This window comes from Pseudooceanicola sediminis, from assembly GCF_003575965.1.
GTDB classification, from domain to species: domain Bacteria; phylum Pseudomonadota; class Alphaproteobacteria; order Rhodobacterales; family Rhodobacteraceae; genus Pseudooceanicola; species Pseudooceanicola sediminis.
Map to the genome: position 1 here is coordinate 1 of NZ_QWJJ01000030.1, position 17,893 is coordinate 17,893.

The window sequence follows — 17,893 nt, forward strand, 5'->3', positions numbered from 1 at the left end:
GAGGTGGGGGCGGGCGATTTGGGGGCGGGGGTATCGGGCGTGACCGGGCCGCTGTCGTCAGGCGGGCGGGCGGGGCCGGGCGGGGCGGCCGGGCCGGTCACAGCGCCCACCGGTTGCGGGTGTTGAATTCGCTCTGCAAGGTCTCGGGGTCGTAGTCGTGGCGCACCCATTCCTCGAACCCGACGCCGGTTTCGGCGTGGCGTTTGGCATAGGCATCGAGGATATGATCGAGGATGCCGGTCTTGGTGAACCTGAAGTGGATGTATTTCGGCGAGAGCATCTTGCGGGCTTCGGAGACGGGGCGCCCCTCGATCACCATCAGGTAGATGGCGGCGGCGAAGCCGGCGCGGTCGGCCCCGGACTTGCAGTGCATCACGAAGGGTTTCTCGATGCTGCGGAAGGCGTCGATCACCGAGAGGATCTCTTGTGCGGAGGCGGCCTGGCGGGCGTAGAGATTGCGGTCGACCAGGGTGAGGCCGAGGACCTCGCAACTCTCCCGTTCCGTCAGGTAATGTGCGGCCCCGGCGGCGCCGCGCAGGTTCAGCACCGTGCGGATGCCGCGCGCCTTCATCGCTTCGAAGCGGTCATGGGTGGGGTGGTTCGAGCGATAGACGCCTGGGGCGATCTCGAAGAAATTGGTCCAGATGCCGCGCAGGATCGCATGGTCGAACCAGCGATTGTAGATCGCGGCGCGGCGGCGGTTTTCGGGGGTGGAGAGGTCGGTGTTGTAGGAGGCGCGCAAATTGCGTTCCCAGTTCTTGACCCGGTCGACCAGTTTCATTCCGACGTTTCCTTGTCGTTGTCTTTGGCCGCGAAAGGCGCCGCGTGATGCGCGCGAGGAAAGGGCCCTGAACGTGTTCGGACCCATTTAGGGGAGGGGCGGGGCCGTGGCAAGGACAGCGGCGGCGTGGCAAGGAGAGCGGCGCGGCAAGTATAGGGTGTGTGGCAGGGATAGCGGGATGTCGGACAAGGGGCGCGCCTTGCCGGGCGGAGAGGGGGCGCTGCCCCCGTCGCTGGCGCGACCCCCCCGGGGTATTTTCGGCCAGATGACGGGCCGGATGAGAGGCCGGATGAGGGGCGGGATTAGAGGCCGACTGAATGGACGGCTGACGGGCCGGATGAGAGGCCGGATGAGGGGCCAGCTGAATGGACAGATGAAGGGCCAGAGGAGGAGGATGCGGGCATCGGTGTCTTTTGCGGCGTGTCGCGGGCCGGTGTCGGTATCGAGGGCGGGCATGGATTGACCTTCGCCAGAGGGGCGCTAAAGCTGTCGCCGCGCGCGGCCGGAGGCTGCGTTGAGATGCTCTTTCCCCGAAAGGACCAGACGATGAGCCTTGCCCACGGCCGCCCCTACCTTGCCATTCCCGGACCGTCGGTCATGCCGGATGCCGTGCTTCAGGCGATGCACGCGCCAGCGCCCAACATCTATGAGGGTGCGCTGGTGGAGATGACCCATGGCATGATCCCCGATCTGAAGCGCGTGGCGCGGACAGAGCATTATGCCGCGATCTATATCGCCAATGGTCATGGGGCATGGGAAGCGGCGCTGAGCAATGTGCTGAACCCCGGCGACAAGGTGCTGGTGCCTGCCACCGGGCGCTTTGCCTTTGGTTGGGCCGACATGGCCGAGGGATTGGGGCTGGTGCCGCAGATTGTCGATTTCGGGCTGCGGGCGCCGATCGATGCGGCGCGCGTCGAGGAGGTTCTGGCCGCCGACACGGAACATGAGATCAAGGCGGTGCTGTTTTCGCATGTCGATACCGCGACCTCGATCCGCAATGACCCGGCGGCGCTGCGGGCGGCGCTGGACAGTGCAGGGCATCCGGCGTTGCTGATGGCCGATTGCATTGCCTCGCTGGCCTGTGACCGGTTCGAGATGGACGCCTGGGGCGTCGATATCATGGTGGCGGGCTGTCAGAAGGGGTTGATGACGCCGCCGGGCCTGTCCTTCGTGTTCTTCAACGAACGGGCCAAGGCGGCGCGCGATGGCGTGGCGCGGGTGTCGCGGTATTGGGACTGGCGGCCGCGCAGCGAGCCGGATTTCTTTTACAACTTCTTTGGCGGCACGGCGCCGACGCATCACCTGCTGGGACTGCGCGCGGCATTGAACATCCTGCATGGTGAGGGGATCGAGGCGGTCTGGCAGCGCCATGAAACCCTGGCCCGGACGGTCTGGGCCGCGTGCGAGGTCTGGGCCGAGGCCGGGGCGCTGCGCATGAACATCGAGGACCGGGGGTTGCGCAGTCATGCGGTGACGGCACTGGGCGTGGGTTTTGGCAACGGTGCGAAGTTGCGCGAATGGACCGCGCAGAACGCCGGGCTGACGCTGGGGCTGGGGATCGGCATGGCGAGCGACGAAGATCCCGATGGCACCGGGTTCTTTCGCATCGGTCACATGGGGCATCTGAACGCGCATATGGTGCTGGGCGCATTGGGCGTGATCGAGGCCGGGATGCAGGCCGTGCAGATCCCCCACGGCAAGGGCGCGCTGGCCGCGGCCGCAGAGGTTGTCGCGGCGGGCTGAGATCTGTCGTGCGGAGATCGAAACGGCGCCCGATGGGCGCCGTTTGCGTTTCAATGCCGTCTCAGGCGGTTTCGCTGAGGGTGTTGCGGGCGTGGGCGAGGGCGCGGGGGAAGGCCGCGTCGAGCTGGGCCATGTCGTGCGACGGGCCGCAGGAAACGCGGATGCAGCGATCCTGCGGTGCGACGAAGGGCATGCGGATGAAGATGCCCTCGGCCGCGAAGCCTGCGACGAGGGCACGTGCGAAGGCCCCGTCGCGTCCGGTATCGAGGGTGACGAAATTGGTCGCGGAGGGCAGGGCGGTCAGGCCATGGTTGCGGGCGATGCGGGCCAGTTCGGCGCGGGCGGTGGCGACCTCGGCCCGGATATGGGTGAGCCAGTCGGCATCGGAGAGGGCGGCGAGCGCGCCGGCCTGTGCGGCGCGGTTCAGGCCGAAGTGATTGCGCACCTTGTCGAAGGCGGTGATCAGGTCGGGGTGGCCGAGGGCATAGCCGATGCGCGCGCCCGCCATGCCGTAGCCCTTGGAAAACGTGCGCATGCGGATCACGCGGGGGTCGTCGATGGGCAGCGGCAGGGTGGCGTCGTCGGGGGCGAGTTCGCCGTAGGCCTCGTCGAGCACCAGCAACGTGCCGCTGGGCAGCGCGTCCAGGGCGGCCGCGATCTCGGCCCCGGGAAGGTAGCTGCCCATGGGGTTGTCGGGGTTGGCGAAGTAGATCAGCTTTGCGTCCGTTTCGGCGGCGCGCGCGATCAGGGTGGGCAGGTCCTCGGCGTCGTCACGATAGGGCACGGCCTGGATCGTACCGCCGAAGCCCGCGACGTGGTAGTTGAAGGTGGGATAGGCGCCCTGCGAGGTGACGATGGTGTCGCCCGCCGTCACCGTCAGGCGCACAAGGTCGCACAGCAACCCGTCGATGCCTGCGCCGACCACGATATTGGCGGGGGTGCAGCCCCAATGCGCCGCGAGGGCCTGGCGCAGGTCATGGCTGACCGGATCACCGTATTGCCAGATCCCGCCGTCGGCGTCCTGCATCGCCGCGAGGGCCAGGGGCGAGGGGCCGAAGCCGTTTTCGTTCGCGCCGAGGCGGGCGGTGAAGGGGGTGCCGCGACGGCGTTCAAGCTCCTCCGGCCCGATGAAGGGGACGGTGGAGGGAAGGCTGGCGGCCAGCGGGGTAAGACGGGCATTGCTCATGGCGCCTATGTGCCGCGCGGCGCGGCGTTTCGCAAGAAATTTGAACGCGGCTTCTGCCGGGTTTTTTCGCCGCATTGCAGCGCGTTGGCGGGCGTCGTGACGTTGCGTTGGACGCCGGGAGGAGGGTCGACAGCAGCGCGATGCGCCGCGATGATCCGAGCCAAAGAGGAGGAGACTGTCATGACCGAGCAGGGCGAGTTCGCGGCGCAGGTTGCCGCGCGGGTGCGGATCGAGGTGCGTGACCACGTGGCCCACGTGACGCTGACGCGGGGCGACAAGATGAACGCGGTCGATCCGGCCATGGCCGAGGCCATTGTCGCGGCGGGCGAGAGCCTGCGGGGGCGCGAGGATATCCGGGCCGTGGTGCTGGCGGCCGAGGGGCGGGCGTTTTGCGCCGGGCTTGATGTGGCGTCGTTCGGCAAGTTCGCCAGCGAAGATCCGGTGGCGCGGGTGATGCCGCGCACCCATGGCGATGCCAATCTGATGCAGCAGGTCTGCATGGTCTGGCGCGAGATCGAGGTGCCGGTGATTGCCGCGATGCAGGGCGTGGCCTTTGGCGCGGGGCTGCAACTGGCCATGGGGGCGGATATCCGCATTGCGCACCCGGAGACGAATCTGGCGATCATGGAGGCGAAATGGGGCCTGGTGCCGGACATGGGCGGCATGGTGATCTGGCCGGGCCTGATCCGGTCCGACGTGCTGCGGCTGATGACCTATACCGCCGAGCCGGTCGACGCGGCACAGGCGCTGAGCTGGGGCTTGGTGACGCAGCTGAAGGACGATCCGCTGGCCGAGGCGCAGCGGATCGCGGATGTGATCGCGGGCAAGAGCCCGTCTGCCACCCGTGGGGCCAAGCGCCTGATTGCGCTGGCCGAAAGCGGTGCGACTGCGGCAGAGGTGCTATTGGCCGAAAGCCGTGAACAGGCGGCCCTGATCGGCGGCGCGCACCAGCTTGAGGTGATCGCGGCCAATATGGCAGGCCGCGCGCCCAACTTCGACTGACCCGACCCGTTCGACAGACTGCCTTGCGGTTTTGTGGACCTGTCTGGCGGGCCGGTGCGGGGATTGGTCGGAACGCGGGGCGGAGAGAACGCGGGGTGGAGAGAACGCAGGGTGGAGAGAACGGGATTGGGCGGGTCAGCCGGTGGTGCGATCAGTGGTCCTGATCGGGTGGTCGTCGGAGAAATCGCGTCGGCCGGTCGTGCGCGGCTGTGATGCGGGGCGAAAACCGATCCGTTCGGTGGCGATGAAATGACCGCTGCGCAGGCGGCTTAGCTTGCCATCATAGAGCAGTTGGCCAAGCACCGCGATACAGGCGTCGCGGCTGGGTTCTGGCGGGGCCTCGGGGGTGGCACTCCGGCTGGCGGTGCGCGCCAGGGCGATCAGCTGGGCCGAGGAAATCTGTGCGCCACCGATGACAAGGGTCAGGTACGCAGCGGCGGCCTCGATCAGGTCGGGCAGGGACGTGGCGCCGTGGCGTGCGGCATAGGTTGAAAAGGCCTCGGGCGTCTTTTCCGGGGCGTCGCCGGGCGGGTCGATCCGCTGGCTTTTGTGCAAGCGAAGCGGCGGCAGCGCGCCTTCGGACGTCGGGGGGGCGGTGGATGGATCCTCCAACGTGCCGTTTCCGGGCGCGGCGGGGTTTCCGGGCGACACCGGGGCGTCGAGACGCAGGACGTCGGTATCACCCGCGCCGTCGCGCGCGCGGCCCTGCTGTTCGGCGCGGGTGACGGCGACGGCGGCGCGCAGATGGGCCAGGGCGCTGCGGCGCTGGCTGGCCTCTGCCCTGTCGAGGCGGCTGTCGGTTTCGCGCAGGATCCGGTCGACCTGCTCGCTGGTCTGGGGTTGGCGCAACAGGCGGGCCGTGTCTGTTTGGGCGATGTCCGTCTGGGCCAAGTCCGTCTGAGCCAAGTCCGTCTGGGCAGTATTCGTGGGGGGCGTTTCCGCCGGGTGCGAGGGGGCGGGCGCCTGCCGCGGGGGGCGCGGCGCTGTAGAGGCCACCGTCGCCGTCGCTGTCGCTGTCGTCTGCCGGGATGCGTGATCGTCGGCGGGGCGGGCGTCTGGCTCCGGGGCGGTTGGCGGCACGCTGGGCGCGGTGTCCGGCGTGGCCGAGGCGTCGGGCTGTGCGGTCGGCGGGGGGGCGGGATTCGGAGGTGCGGGATGCGGGGTGGCGCCGAATTGGGGGTCCTGGGCTGCTAGGGCGCGAAAATACTCGGTCAGCGTTTTGACCGAGGCAACGGCATCATCGAATCCCTCCAGCGTGCAGGAAAAGGTGCCATAAGACACTGTCAGGATCGTACTGGACTCGGCCAATTTCATCTCGCTCAGGCTGGCGTTTCGGGCCGATTGGCGGCATGGCCCCGGTGTGCCCCGGCATGACTCCGGTGGTAGCTGTCTCTTGATGCACCATAATCGGTCTGATTCTATGGTGCGGACGGTGTCATTTTGTGGCGATATTGTGGTAACTGAAGACTTAACTCCGGGGCAAAATGACCGAGATCGGCCTGATAGACAGCGTGATTGAGAGCGCGGGGCCGGTGGCCCTGATCGGTGGCGGCGATGTGCCGGGGGCCGTGGCAGAACGCGTGCTTGGCATGGCCGGTGCCGTTGTCGGGGCCGATGGCGGGGCCGAATGGCTGCTGCGGCGGGGCCGGATGCCCGACGCGGTGATCGGCGACATGGATTCGCTGACCCCGCGATGGTCGCGCCGCCTGCCGCCCGAACGCCTGCACCGGGTGACGGAGCAGGACAGCACGGATTTCGAGAAATGCCTGACCCGGATCGAGGCGCCGCTGGTGCTGGGGGTCGGGTTTCTGGGCGCGCAGGTCGATCACATGCTGGCCGCGTTTTCGGTGCTGGCGCGCTTTCCCGACCGCCCCTGCCTGCTGGCGGGAAGCAATGACGTGGTGTTTCACGCGCCGCCGCGCCTGCGGCTGACGCTGGGGCGGGGCGCACGGTTTTCGCTGTACCCGATGCGACAGGTGAGCGGCCATTCGGTGGGGCTGGAGTGGCCGATCGACGGGGTGACCTTTGCGCCGGATGCGCGCGTGGGCACATCGAACCGGGTGCGCGGGCCGGTCGAGCTGAGCTTCGATGGGCCCGGAATGCTGGTCATATTGCCGGTGGCGGCGCTGGCGGATGTGGTTGCGGCGCTGCTGGGCTCTGACGCGCGATGGCCCGCTCTCGCAGGATGATATAGAGACCGGAGGCGATGGTGACGGTGATCCCGAGCAGGGCCAGCCCGTCGGGGAAATCGCGAAAGATCGCCCAGCCGATAAGGGTCGCGAAGGGAATTTCGAGGTATTGCATCGGCGCCAGGGTCGAGGCAGGGGCATAGCGCAACGACCAGGTCATCAGCAGGTGCCCAAGCGTGCCGATGCCCCCGATGCAGACCACCAGCACCCAGGTTTGCGCGTCGGGCGCCACCATCGTCAGGCCGGGCACGTCAAAGGCATTGGTCACCAGCAGCAGCGGCAGCAGGATCACGGTGGCCATGGTTCCGCTGACGGCCTGCATCCCGATCGGATCGACCTGTTTGGCGATCTGGCGCGTCACCAGCATGAACAGCGAAAAGAACACCGCCACGCCAAGCGGCAGAAGCGCGGGCAGGCCGACCTCGGAAAAGCTGGGCTGGATCACCAACATGGTGCCGACAAATCCGACGGCGCAGGCGGCAAGGCGGCGCGGCCCGACGTCTTCGTCCAGAACGAAATGCCCAAGGATCAGCATCAGGAACGGCATGACGAAGGCGATGGCGACGGCATCGGCCAGCGGCAAGAAGCGCAGCGAGGAGAACATGCACAGGATGCCGCCCATATGCAGCAGCGTGCGCAGCAGGGTCAGACGCATGACACGCGGCGAGGCGCGCCAGGGGCGGCGGCCCAGCCAGACGACGGGCACAAGGAACAATACCTGCAAGGCAAAGCGCAACATCATCAGCTGCACGACGGGCACCACGGTACCCACCAGCTTGGCAAGGGAATCGCCCAGCGGTGCAAAGACGCAGAACCCCAGCATCAGCAGGATGCCCAGAACGGGCTTGTCGAGTTCGAGCAGGGGTGCGGGTGTATCGGGGCGGGGGGCTGTGGTCTTCATGGGGGCGACGCTAGGCGCGGGAGCGGGGGGTGTCCATCGCCAAGCCGCACGGTTTAGCAGCAGAGCGGTTTTGCAACTTTGCAGACGGGTTTGCAGACGGGTGTGCAGACGGGCAGTTCAGCAGTTGGGAACGTTGACGGCCAGCCCGCCCAGCGAGGTTTCCTTGTAATGTTCGTGCATGTCGCGCCCGGTCTGCCGCATCGTTTCTATGCAGGCATCCAGAGGCACGAAGTGGCTGCCATCACCGCGCAGCGCCAGCGATGCCGCCGACACCGCCTTGATTGCCCCCAGCCCATTGCGTTCAATGCAGGGCACCTGGACCAGCCCGCGCACCGGATCGCAGGTCATGCCCAGGTGATGTTCAAGCGCGATTTCGGCGGCGTTCTCGATCTGCTCGGGTGTGCCGCCCATGACGGCACACAGACCGGCGGCAGCCATGGCGGCGGCGCTGCCGACCTCGGCCTGGCATCCGGCCTCGGCCCCCGAGATCGAAGCGTTGTATTTCACCAGCCCGCCAATCGCCGAAGCCGTCAGGAAGAATTCGCCCAGCCGGTCGCGCGAGGCCGTCGGCACATGGGTCAGCCAGTATTTCACGACGGCGGGAATGACTCCTGCCGCCCCGTTGGTGGGGGCGGTGACGACCTGTCCGCCTGCGGCGTTCTCCTCGTTCACGGCCATGGCATAGCAGGCGATCCAGTCGTTCACGACATGGGGCGGAGCCAGGTTGCGCCCGGCCTCGTCACGCAGGGTGTCGTGAATGGCGGCGGCGCGGCGACGCACGGCAAGGCCACCCGGAAGGATCCCCCCCACGGCAAGACCGCGATCAATGCAATCGGACATCACCTGCCAGATACGCCCGATCCCCGACGAAACATCGGGCCGGCCGCGCGCGGCTTCGTTCGCGCCCTTCATCTGGGCAATGCTGAGACCCGAGGCCCGCGCCATATCCAGCATTTCGGCTGCGGACTTGAACGGATAGGGCACCGGCGGGCCTTCGGCCTCGGCCTTGCCGGCGGCCAGCTCGGCCTCGGTCAGGACGAACCCGCCGCCGATGGAATAATACACCTCGGACAGGATCACGTCGCCCTGGGCGTCCAGCGCCATGATCTTCATCCCGTTGGGGTGGCCGGGCAGGGCGCTGTCGTAGTCGAAGATCAGGTCCGACGCGGGATTGAAGGACAGGGCGCCCAGGCCATCGGGGCGCAGGGTGGCGGTTTCGTCTATGCGGGTCAGCGCAGTTTCGGCCGCCTCGGCATCGTAGCGGTCCAGCACGAAACCGTCGAGGCCCAGGATGACGGCACGGTCGGTGGCATGCCCCTTGCCGGTAAAGGCGAGCGAGCCGTGCAGCGAGGCCCGCAGCCCATGGGCGGCAAAGGGTGCTGCGCGCAACCGGTCGAGGAACCTGCCCGCCGCAACCATTGGCCCCATGGTGTGCGAAGAGGACGGCCCGATGCCGATCTTGAAGACGTCGAAGACGGAAATGAACATGGCTCACCTGCTGTTTGACCTGACCATATCGACCCTGTGCGGCGCGGTGCTGCCAAAAACGACGCCGTGTGCGTGGCGAACGGCGGCAGCGGGTTTGCTTTGGCGTGGCACCGTCGGGCCGGGGCCGTTTCCCCCTGCGGTCCGTCCGGCGTTGCTGCGCGTCGTGGGGGGCGTTGCCCAATACCTTCGCACGGATGGCGGAGGAGGTGCAAAGGGCGCGCAAAAGCGGGAAATCGACCCTCGCATCTCAGAGCGGTTCTAAATATAACGCCCCCAACCCAAAGCCGGTCGCAACGGAGCACTGCCATGAGCCGAGAGCTTTCCCCGATAGACAAGGCGAAGTTCGTCGCCGCCCGCCGCGCCGTCGATTTCGTCGAGGACGGAATGCGCGTCGGTCTTGGCACCGGCAGCACGGCGGCGTTCATGGTGCGTTGCCTGGGGGAACGGGTGCAGCAGGAGGGGCTGCGGATTCGCGGTGTTCCGACGTCGTCGCGCACCGCTGCCCTGGCGCGCGAGGTCGGGATCGACGTGGTGACGCTGGACGAGGCGCGCTGGCTGGACCTGACCATCGACGGCGCCGACGAATTCGACGGCGATCTGAACCTGATCAAGGGCGGCGGCGGGGCGCATCTGCAGGAAAAGATCGTTGCGACCGCCTCTGATCAGATGATCGTGATCACCGATGCCGCAAAGGAAGTGGAGACGCTGGGCGCCTTTCCCCTGCCGGTCGAGGTGATCCGGTTCGGCTGGCGCGCAACGCAGGCGCTGATCGGTGAGGTGCTGGTCGGCATGGACGTGCTGGGCCGCGACATCACGCTGCGCATGAACGGCGATGCGCCCTATGTCACGGACGAGGGCAATCACATCCTGGATCTGCACCTGAAACGTATCGGCAACCCGCGCCAGATGGCGATGGTACTGAACCAGGTCGCGGGGGTGGTTGAAAACGGCCTGTTCATAGATATCTGCGACCGGGTGATCGTCGGCCATGGGGATGGCCGGGTCGAGACGCGCGACATCAACGAAGGCACATCGGAGGAGGTGCGCCTTGAATTTCCGGAAGAGAGCAATCTCTTCAACGACTTGACGGACTGACATAAGGACCATCCTCCCATGAGTTTCGACTATGATCTCTTCGTGATCGGCGCCGGTTCCGGCGGCGTGCGTGCCGCCCGCGTGGCTGCCGGCGACACCGGCGCCAAGGTCGCCATTGCCGAAGAAAGCCGCTATGGCGGCACCTGCGTGATCCGGGGTTGCGTTCCGAAAAAGCTGATGGTGTTCGCGTCCGGCTATGGCACGATGGGCGAGGAAGCGCGCGCCTATGGCTGGGACGTGCAGATCGGCAATTTCAGCTGGCCCGCGTTCCGCGAAAAGCTTGAGGCCGAGCTGGATCGCCTTGAGGGGATCTATCAGCGGCTGCTGGACAATTCCGCGGTCGAGCGGTTCGCGCAGCGGGCCACGGTCGTCGATGCGCATACCGTCAGGCTGGCGGATGGCACGACGAAGACGGCCAAGCATATCCTGGTGGCCACGGGCGGACGTCCGGTGCGCCCGGACGTGCCGGGGGCCGAACTGGGCATGGTGTCGGACGATATCTTTCACATGGCGGAAATGCCGAAATCCGTGCTGATCGTCGGCGGTGGGTATATCGGCAGCGAATTCGCCGGAGTGTTCAACGGTCTGGGCGTCAAGGTCACGCAATTCTATCGGGGGTTGCAGATCCTGCGCGGGTTCGACGAAGAGGCCCGCAGCCTGATCGCGGACGAGATGCGCAACGCCGGTATCGACCTGCAGACCGGCATCGACGTGCAAAGACTGGAGGCCGACGGCGCGGGGGTAAAGGTTACCGCCACGGACGGGTCGGTCACCACCTTCGACAAGGTGATCTTTGCCACCGGGCGCAAACCCAACACCGACGGCATGGGATTGGAGGACGTCGGGGTCAAGCTGGGCAGCAAGGGCGAAGTGGTGGTCGACGAGTACAGCCAGACCGCCGTGCCGTCGATCTACGCCATCGGGGATGTCACCGACCGCGTGCAGCTGACGCCCGTCGCGATCCGCGAGGGCATGGCGTTCGTGGAAACGGTGTTCAAGGGCAACCCGACCAAGCCCGATCACGACCTGATCCCGACGGCGATCTTTACCCAGCCCGAGATGGGCACGGTGGGGTTGTCCGAGGAAGACGCCCGCGTGAAGGAACCGATCGAGGTTTACGCGACGTCGTTCAAGCCGATGCAGCAGAGCTTTGCCGGCGGCGCCGCGCAGAAGATCCTGATGAAACTGATCGTATCCAAGGCAACCCGCACGGTGCTGGGGTGTCACATTGTCGGCCCGTCGGCCGGCGAAATGATCCAGATGGCAGGTATTGCCGTAAAGATGGGTGCGACCAAGGAAGACTTCGACCGGACCGTGGCGGTGCATCCGACCGCGGCCGAGGAAATCGTGACGATGCGCACACCGGTCCGGACCACCTGACCGGATCATCCGAAAGGCGCGATGCGATCGGTAGGGCCGATGCGTCGCACCTTTCAACCTTGAATTGATACTAGGGCCTGCACAGTTATAAGCAGATATACCTTAGGGAAGGGGAGACTATGGCTGGAAACAATGGCGGTCCTTGGGGGGGCAGCGGTTCCGGCGGAGGGCGTCCGACGCCCCCGGAGAATAATGACAACAACCAGAACGACGGCACCCGGCGTCCGGCGGGCAACAACCGCCCGAACGGAATGCCCGACATCGACGACCTGGTGCGCAAGGGCCAGGACCAGTTGCGTGTCCTGATGGGTGGCAAGGGCGATGGCCCGCGCAGGCCCGCAGGCGGCGCACCCGGTGGTGGCCCCAGCGGCCCGATGTTGACCCGCGGCACCGTGCTGATCGGTTTGCTGGTCGTGTTCGCCCTCTGGCTGTTTGCCAGCTTTTACACCGTGCGCCCCGAAGAACGCTCGGTCGAGCTGTTCCTGGGCAAGTATTCCGCGATCGGGGAACCGGGCCTGAACTTTGCCCCCTGGCCACTGGTCACGCACGAGGTGATTTCGGTCACCAGCGAGCGCAACGTCGATATCGGCGTCGCCGGGCGCAGCCAGGATGCCGGTCTGATGCTGACGGGGGATGAGAATATCGTGGACATCGATTTCCAGGTCGTCTGGAACATCAACGATCCGGCGAAATTCCTGTTCAACCTGCGTGACCCGCAAATGACGATCACCGCCGTGTCGACCTCGGCCATGCGCGAAATCATTGCGCAATCCGAACTGTCGCCGATCCTGAACCGGGACCGTGGCGCGATTTCGGGCCGTTTGCAGGACCTGATCCAATCCACGCTGGACAGCTACAATTCCGGCATGAACGTGATCCGCGTCAACTTCGACAAGGCCGATCCGCCTGCCGAAGTCATCGATGCCTTCCGCGAAGTGCAGGCCGCCGAGCAGGAACGCGAGCGTCTGACGAACCAGGCGGATGCCTATGCCAACCGCGTGACGGCAGCGGCCCGTGGTGAAGCCGCGCAGATCATGCAGCAGGCCGAAGGGTATCGCGCGCAGACGGTCAACGAGGCCGAAGGCGAAGCCAGCCGGTTCTCGGCGGTTCTGAACGAATACCGCAAGGCCCCCGAGGTGACACGCAAGCGCCTGTACATCGAAGCGATGGAAGACGTGCTGGGTGACGTGAACAAGGTGCTGGTCGACGGCGATGCAGGCAATGGCGTTCTGCCCTACCTGCCGCTGAACCAGCTGGCACCGGGGTCGGCCACGGCCCCCGCCGCCCAATCCGATGCCAGCAAGTAACCGGGGAAAAGAGACATGAAAAAGACAACTCTGATCATTCCTGCCATTGTCGTCGTCGTGCTGGGCGCCTTCAGTTCGATGTTCATCGTGGATGAGCGTCAGAATGCGCTGGTCCTGCAATTCGGCCGTGTCGTGGCCGTCAAGGACCAGCCGGGTCTGGCATTCAAGATCCCGCTGATCCAGGAGGTGGTGAAATACGATGACCGCATCCTGAGCCGCGATATCGACCCGCTCGAGGTGACCCCGCTGGATGACCGCCGCCTGGTCGTCGATGCCTTTGCCCGCTATCGCATCAATGACGTGCGCCAGTTCCGGCAGGCCAACGGCACAGGTGGCATTCCCGCCGCCGAGGCACGGCTGGATTCGATCCTGCGGTCGCAAACCCGCGAAGTGCTCGGCTCGGTCAGCTCTAACGACATCCTCAGCAGCGATCGCGCGGCACTGATGCAACGCATCCGCAACGCGTCCTACGACGAGGCGATGTCGCTGGGCCTTGAGGTGATCGACGTGCGCCTGAAACGCACCGATCTGCCCAAGGAAAACCTGGACGCCACCTTTGCCCGGATGCGGGCGGAACGTGAACGCGAAGCCGCAGACCAGGTGGCCCGTGGTAACGAGCGTGCGCAGGAGCTGCGCGCCGAAGCGGACCGCAAGCAGACCGAAACGGTTTCCGAGGCGCAGCGCAAATCCGAAGTGATCCGTGGTGAAGCCGATGCCCGCCGCAACGCGGTCTTTGCCGCAGCCTTTGGCGCGGACGAGGAATTCTTTGAATTCTATCGGTCGCTGAACGCCTATCGCAAGGCGCTCAAGGGCAGCAATTCGACCATGGTGATTTCGCCGGACAGCGAGTTCTTCAACTACCTGCGCTCGAACAACCCGGGCAACGCCAGCCCGGCGCCGTTCGATCCTGCCTCCCTGGGCGATGACGCGGCGCTGCTGGACGAAGGCAACGCGCCAGAGGGCGACGTGCTGGGTAACGACGCGGCGGATGCCGATGAAATGGCCCCCGTCACCAGCGAAACGGCGGCGGATGACGCGGCGGCCGACGCAGAGACCCAGGAGACAGCGCCCCGGTCCGATGCGGCGGGTGCGTCGCTGGTGCCGGGCAATGCAGATGGCAGCGTGTCTGCCCCGGCGGACGCGCCTGCGGATCAGTGATCCGGCGCATGTCGTGACGATTTTTGCGAAGGGCCGGCCATGTGCCGGCCCTTTCGCGTCTCGCCCCCTAAGGCATTGTTTCGGCGGATATGCCCACCCCTTGCAGGTCAGCGGATTTTTGCACGCTGATCGGCAATATGGGCGTTCGTTCGGGCCGTGATCGCGGATCTGGTCGCGAGCCTGATCGTGGGCCCAATCATGGGGTCGGGTCAAATTCTTGCCAAATTTACAGAAAATCAGGGCTTTGCTGAAAGGCTTGCGGCGAATCCTGTCGATCCCGTGGGCAGCATCGTACGGCAAAAATCCTCTCACAGGGGTTTCACGCCGTGTTGACGGGGCGCGATAGGCTTTGTGTTGCAGTGCGATGCGCCTAAGTTAGAAACAATGACATGTTCTGCCCGTCCCCCTCGGGTATGATACTTGCAAATTCAATTGAAAGGAGACTTGGGAATGAACAGACAGGCACTGGCCTTGCGATCCCAGACGCCGCAGGCGTTGCGCGCCTTGTACATGGGCGTCCTCGCGATGGTCCTGCTGCTGGGACAGACCCTTTCGGCAAGCGCACTCCCCGACAGTTTCGCGGATCTCGCCGACAAGATCAGCCCCTCGGTTGTGAACATCACCACATCCACGACGGTTACCGAACGCTCCGGCCCCTCGCCGGTGGTGCCCGAAGGCTCCCCGTTCGAGGATTTCTTCCGCGAGTTCCAGGATCGTAACGGTGGCGGCAATGATCAGGCCCGCCCGCGCCGCAGCCAGGCGCTCGGCTCCGGCTTCGTGATTTCCGAAGACGGTTACATCGTCACCAACAACCACGTCATTGAAAACGCCGACGAGATCCAGATCGAGTTCTTTGAAGGCGAGGTCATGGATGCCAAGCTGATCGGCACCGACCCCAACACGGATATCGCGCTGCTCAAGGTCGAGACCGACAAGCCGCTGCCGTTTGTCACCTTCGGCAACAGCGACAGCGCCCGTGTCGGCCAGTGGGTCGTCGCGATGGGCAACCCGCTGGGTCAGGGCTTTTCGGTTTCGGCCGGCATCGTGTCCGCGCGCAACCGGGCCCTCAGCGGCACCTACGACGATTACATCCAGACCGATGCAGCCATCAACCGGGGCAACTCCGGTGGTCCGCTGTTCAACATGGACGGCGAAGTCATCGGCGTGAACACCGCGATCCTGTCCCCGAACGGCGGCTCGATCGGGATCGGCTTCTCGATGGCGTCGAACGTGGTGTCCAAGGTCGTCGACCAGCTGAAGGAATTCGGCGAAACGCGTCGTGGCTGGCTGGGTGTGCGCATTCAGGACGTCACCGAGGACATGGCCGATGCCATGGGGCTGAAGGAAGCCAAGGGCGCGATGATCACGGATGTTCCCGAAGGCCCCGCCAAGGACTCCGGTCTTGAGGCAGGCGACGTGATCGTCAACTTCGATGGCAAGGATGTCAGCGATACCCGCAGCCTGGTGCGCCAGGTCGGCAATACCACGGTCGGCAAGACCGTGCGCGTGACAGTCTGGCGCTCGGGTGAAACCGAGACGCTGAAGGTGACGCTGGGCCGTCGTGAAAGCGCCGAGGCCGTGCCTGCCGCGCAGATCCAGGATCAGCCCGCAGAGGCCGAGACGCTGGACCTGATGGGAATGTCCCTGAGCGAGCTGACACCGGAGCTGAAAGGCCAGCTTGAACTGGGTGAAGATGCGACGGGTCTGGTCGTTACTGATGTCGACGAGATGGCGAACGCCTTTGAAAAGGGTATCCGGGCGGGTGATCTGATCACCGACGCGGGCCAGGAAAAGGTTTCGACCATTGCCGAGCTGCAGACCCAGATTTCGGCGGCCAAGGATGCAGGGCGCAAATCGGTGCTGCTGCTGATCCGCCGCCAGGGTGACCCACGGTTTGTGGCCTTGCCGCTGACCGACGAGGAAAGCAAATGATCTGATACGCCGGGGGGCACGCCCCCGGGGGTCGGGATCATCAGAAAGGGCACCCGAAGGGGTGCCCTTTTTTCGTTTCAGACCGGTCGGCGTGGGCAATGCTGAAACGGGGCATGACGTCGCCCATGTGGGAAACCGGGCGCGTCGCCGTGATGAGGCGCAGCGGCCTGGGCGGGATCGCCTGCGCATAGAGGCAAGACCGGGGGCGGCCAGCCGACAGCCTATGCGCCGGTGGCGGCTGACCGAAGGCCTACGCGCCGTTGGCGGTCAAGCGACGGCGTACGCGCCGTTGGCGCGATACGGATCGGCGGTCTGCGCGGGTGCACCACGCGGCGACGGGCCGCGCGGATGCTGTTCAGGGACTCTCCTCCAGCCCGATGTCGATCAGCCCCATCTGCCGCGCGGCGGCGAGCGAGAGCAGATCGCTGTCGAGGCCCCTTGCCCCCTGGTAGGCGCGGATCGCGGCGCGTGTCGCTGCGCTCATGTGACCCGAAATCGGTCCATCATAGAGGCCACGTGCCGCCAAGGCCCTTTGCAGGGTTGCGATGCGCTCGGTCGTCATTTGCGCCGGGCAGGGAACACGAAATGACAGCCCGCTGGCAGAGACCGGGTGAGGGAGGGCGCGCGCAGGTAGACGGATCGCCGAGGCGCCAGTGCCGGTCAGGGACAGGCTGTCGAACAGGGCGGAGCCGGGTCGGGGCGACGCCGCGCCCGGTGCAAGGCGCGCCTGAGGGTCGTGATCCCAGCAACCGTGCAAGGCGGCCTCAGCCGGGCGTTTGTCGTAAAGCGTCGTGACCTCGGCAGGGCCGAGAGGCAGAAAGGGCGGCAATTGCGGCGTGCAGGCGCCCAGCAGCACGACCATCCACCACAGGGGCCTCGCTGCGCCGCCGATCACAGGGCAACGCCCGGAGTGACCCGCTTGCAGGCCGCTGCCGGTGGGGGCGAAGGCTGCGTCGCCGGGGCCTGGGGGCGGGGCGTTGATCAGGGTTGCTCCTGCGCGGGTGGGGTCATCGTTCCATTGCCGGTGCGGTCGGGCCAACCGGTGTCCGCGATGCTAACGGGTTCACGACAGTCGCGGAAGGTTTTTCGGCACCGGTGTGCCGTTGCGATTGCGCGCAGCCGCGACAGGTTCGTCAGGTGGCAGCACGGGGGGGCAGAATGGGGGGCAGAACGGGGGCCAGCATGGAAGCAGCGCGGGCGCGGGTGCAGAACAAATTTGCTACATGTGCCGGGATTTGCTGTCTTGCGCGCGGCGCAGGCTCATCCTGGGACGCAAAAGGACTGGAACAGGTCTGGGTGCATCGCTAGGTAGGGGCAAAGCAAATACAGCAGAATGAGGCAGGTATGGCCAAGATCACCTATATCGAACACGGCGGCACGGAACATGTGGTTGAGGTGCCGAACGGGCTGACCGTCATGGAAGGCGCCCGCGACAACGGCATTCCCGGCATCGAGGCCGATTGCGGCGGGGCCTGCGCCTGTTCCACCTGCCATGTCTACGTGGCACCGGACTGGGTCGAAAAGCTGCCCGCAAAGGACGATATGGAAGAGGACATGCTGGATTTCGCCTACGAGCCGGATCCGGCGCGTTCGCGCCTGACCTGCCAGCTGAAAGTCACGGATGCGTTGGACGGCCTGGTCGTTCAGATGCCCGAAAAGCAGATCTGATGGGGCGGGCGCGGCAGGCCGGGGGGGCGCGGCGCCAAGCCGCCCGCCCATGGCCGCGCCGCG

15 protein-coding genes are annotated in these 17,893 nt (G+C 66.0%); 9 read left to right on the plus strand and 6 right to left on the minus strand.

Annotated features, from left to right (window positions below):
• Positions 1 to 97: 97 nt before the first annotated feature.
• Entirely contained in the window at positions 98 to 781 is a 684-nt protein-coding gene (locus DL237_RS20110) for a phosphatase domain-containing putative toxin (RefSeq protein WP_119400771.1), read from the minus strand.
• A gap of 546 nt (positions 782 to 1,327) precedes the next feature.
• Between DL237_RS20110 and DL237_RS20120 the strand changes: the two genes are divergently transcribed.
• Entirely contained in the window at positions 1,328 to 2,524 is a 1,197-nt protein-coding gene (locus DL237_RS20120; protein WP_119400773.1) for a pyridoxal-phosphate-dependent aminotransferase family protein, read from the plus strand.
• A gap of 61 nt (positions 2,525 to 2,585) precedes the next feature.
• Here the strand turns inward: DL237_RS20120 and DL237_RS20125 are convergent, their stop codons facing one another.
• Positions 2,586 to 3,710, minus strand: coding sequence for a pyridoxal phosphate-dependent aminotransferase (locus DL237_RS20125; RefSeq protein WP_119400787.1), 1,125 nt, complete (start codon positions 3,708 to 3,710; stop codon positions 2,586 to 2,588).
• 180 nt (positions 3,711 to 3,890) lie between these two features.
• On the opposite strand from DL237_RS20125, the gene DL237_RS20130 reads away from it, so the two are divergent.
• Positions 3,891 to 4,712, plus strand: coding sequence for a crotonase/enoyl-CoA hydratase family protein (locus DL237_RS20130; protein WP_119400774.1), 822 nt, complete (start codon positions 3,891 to 3,893; stop codon positions 4,710 to 4,712).
• Between the two features lie 135 nt (positions 4,713 to 4,847).
• Here DL237_RS20130 and DL237_RS20135 read toward each other — a convergent pair whose 3' ends face one another.
• The gene (locus tag DL237_RS20135; RefSeq protein ID WP_119400775.1) at positions 4,848 to 6,026 is read right to left on the minus strand and encodes a hypothetical protein; all 1,179 of its coding nucleotides are present in this window, start codon (positions 6,024 to 6,026) and stop codon (positions 4,848 to 4,850) included.
• 170 nt (positions 6,027 to 6,196) lie between these two features.
• On the opposite strand from DL237_RS20135, the gene DL237_RS20140 reads away from it, so the two are divergent.
• Positions 6,197 to 6,901, plus strand: coding sequence for a thiamine pyrophosphokinase (locus tag DL237_RS20140; protein WP_119400776.1), 705 nt, complete (start codon positions 6,197 to 6,199; stop codon positions 6,899 to 6,901).
• Here the strand turns inward: DL237_RS20140 and DL237_RS20145 are convergent.
• Positions 6,819 to 7,802: a DMT family transporter gene (locus DL237_RS20145; RefSeq protein WP_119400777.1), complete on the minus strand. Its 984-nt coding sequence runs from the start codon at positions 7,800 to 7,802 to the stop codon at positions 6,819 to 6,821. The genes DL237_RS20140 and DL237_RS20145 overlap by 83 nt on opposite strands.
• Before the next feature lie 117 nt (positions 7,803 to 7,919).
• Positions 7,920 to 9,290 (minus strand): L-serine ammonia-lyase, encoded by a 1,371-nt coding sequence (locus tag DL237_RS20150; protein ID WP_119400778.1) that lies wholly within the window; start codon positions 9,288 to 9,290, stop codon positions 7,920 to 7,922.
• Between the two features lie 306 nt (positions 9,291 to 9,596).
• Between DL237_RS20150 and rpiA the strand changes: the two genes are divergently transcribed.
• The 5 genes from rpiA (at position 9,597) to DL237_RS20180 (ending at position 16,162) form a co-directional block, all read left to right on the plus strand.
• On the plus strand, positions 9,597 to 10,385 hold the full coding sequence (gene rpiA / locus DL237_RS20160; protein WP_119400780.1) for a ribose-5-phosphate isomerase RpiA: 789 nt from the start codon (positions 9,597 to 9,599) through the stop codon (positions 10,383 to 10,385).
• Positions 10,386 to 10,403: 18 nt separating this feature from the next.
• Positions 10,404 to 11,765, plus strand: coding sequence for a glutathione-disulfide reductase (gene gor, locus DL237_RS20165; RefSeq protein WP_119400781.1), 1,362 nt, complete (start codon positions 10,404 to 10,406; stop codon positions 11,763 to 11,765).
• 119 nt (positions 11,766 to 11,884) lie between these two features.
• Entirely contained in the window at positions 11,885 to 13,072 is a 1,188-nt protein-coding gene (gene hflK / locus DL237_RS20170; RefSeq protein WP_119400782.1) for an FtsH protease activity modulator HflK, read from the plus strand.
• Positions 13,073 to 13,087: 15 nt separating this feature from the next.
• Positions 13,088 to 14,230, plus strand: a complete 1,143-nt coding sequence (hflC, locus tag DL237_RS20175) for a protease modulator HflC (RefSeq protein WP_119400783.1) — start codon at positions 13,088 to 13,090, stop codon at positions 14,228 to 14,230.
• A gap of 450 nt (positions 14,231 to 14,680) precedes the next feature.
• Positions 14,681 to 16,162, plus strand: a complete 1,482-nt coding sequence (locus DL237_RS20180; RefSeq protein WP_119400784.1) for a DegQ family serine endoprotease — start codon at positions 14,681 to 14,683, stop codon at positions 16,160 to 16,162.
• Between the two features lie 355 nt (positions 16,163 to 16,517).
• On the opposite strand, the gene DL237_RS20185 is transcribed toward DL237_RS20180, so the two are convergent.
• On the minus strand, positions 16,518 to 17,024 hold the full coding sequence (locus tag DL237_RS20185) for a peptidoglycan-binding domain-containing protein (RefSeq protein WP_119400785.1): 507 nt from the start codon (positions 17,022 to 17,024) through the stop codon (positions 16,518 to 16,520).
• Positions 17,025 to 17,506: 482 nt separating this feature from the next.
• Between DL237_RS20185 and DL237_RS20190 the strand changes: the two genes are divergently transcribed.
• On the plus strand, positions 17,507 to 17,830 hold the full coding sequence (locus DL237_RS20190) for a 2Fe-2S iron-sulfur cluster-binding protein (protein ID WP_119400786.1): 324 nt from the start codon (positions 17,507 to 17,509) through the stop codon (positions 17,828 to 17,830).
• Positions 17,831 to 17,893: the final 63 nt, after the last annotated feature.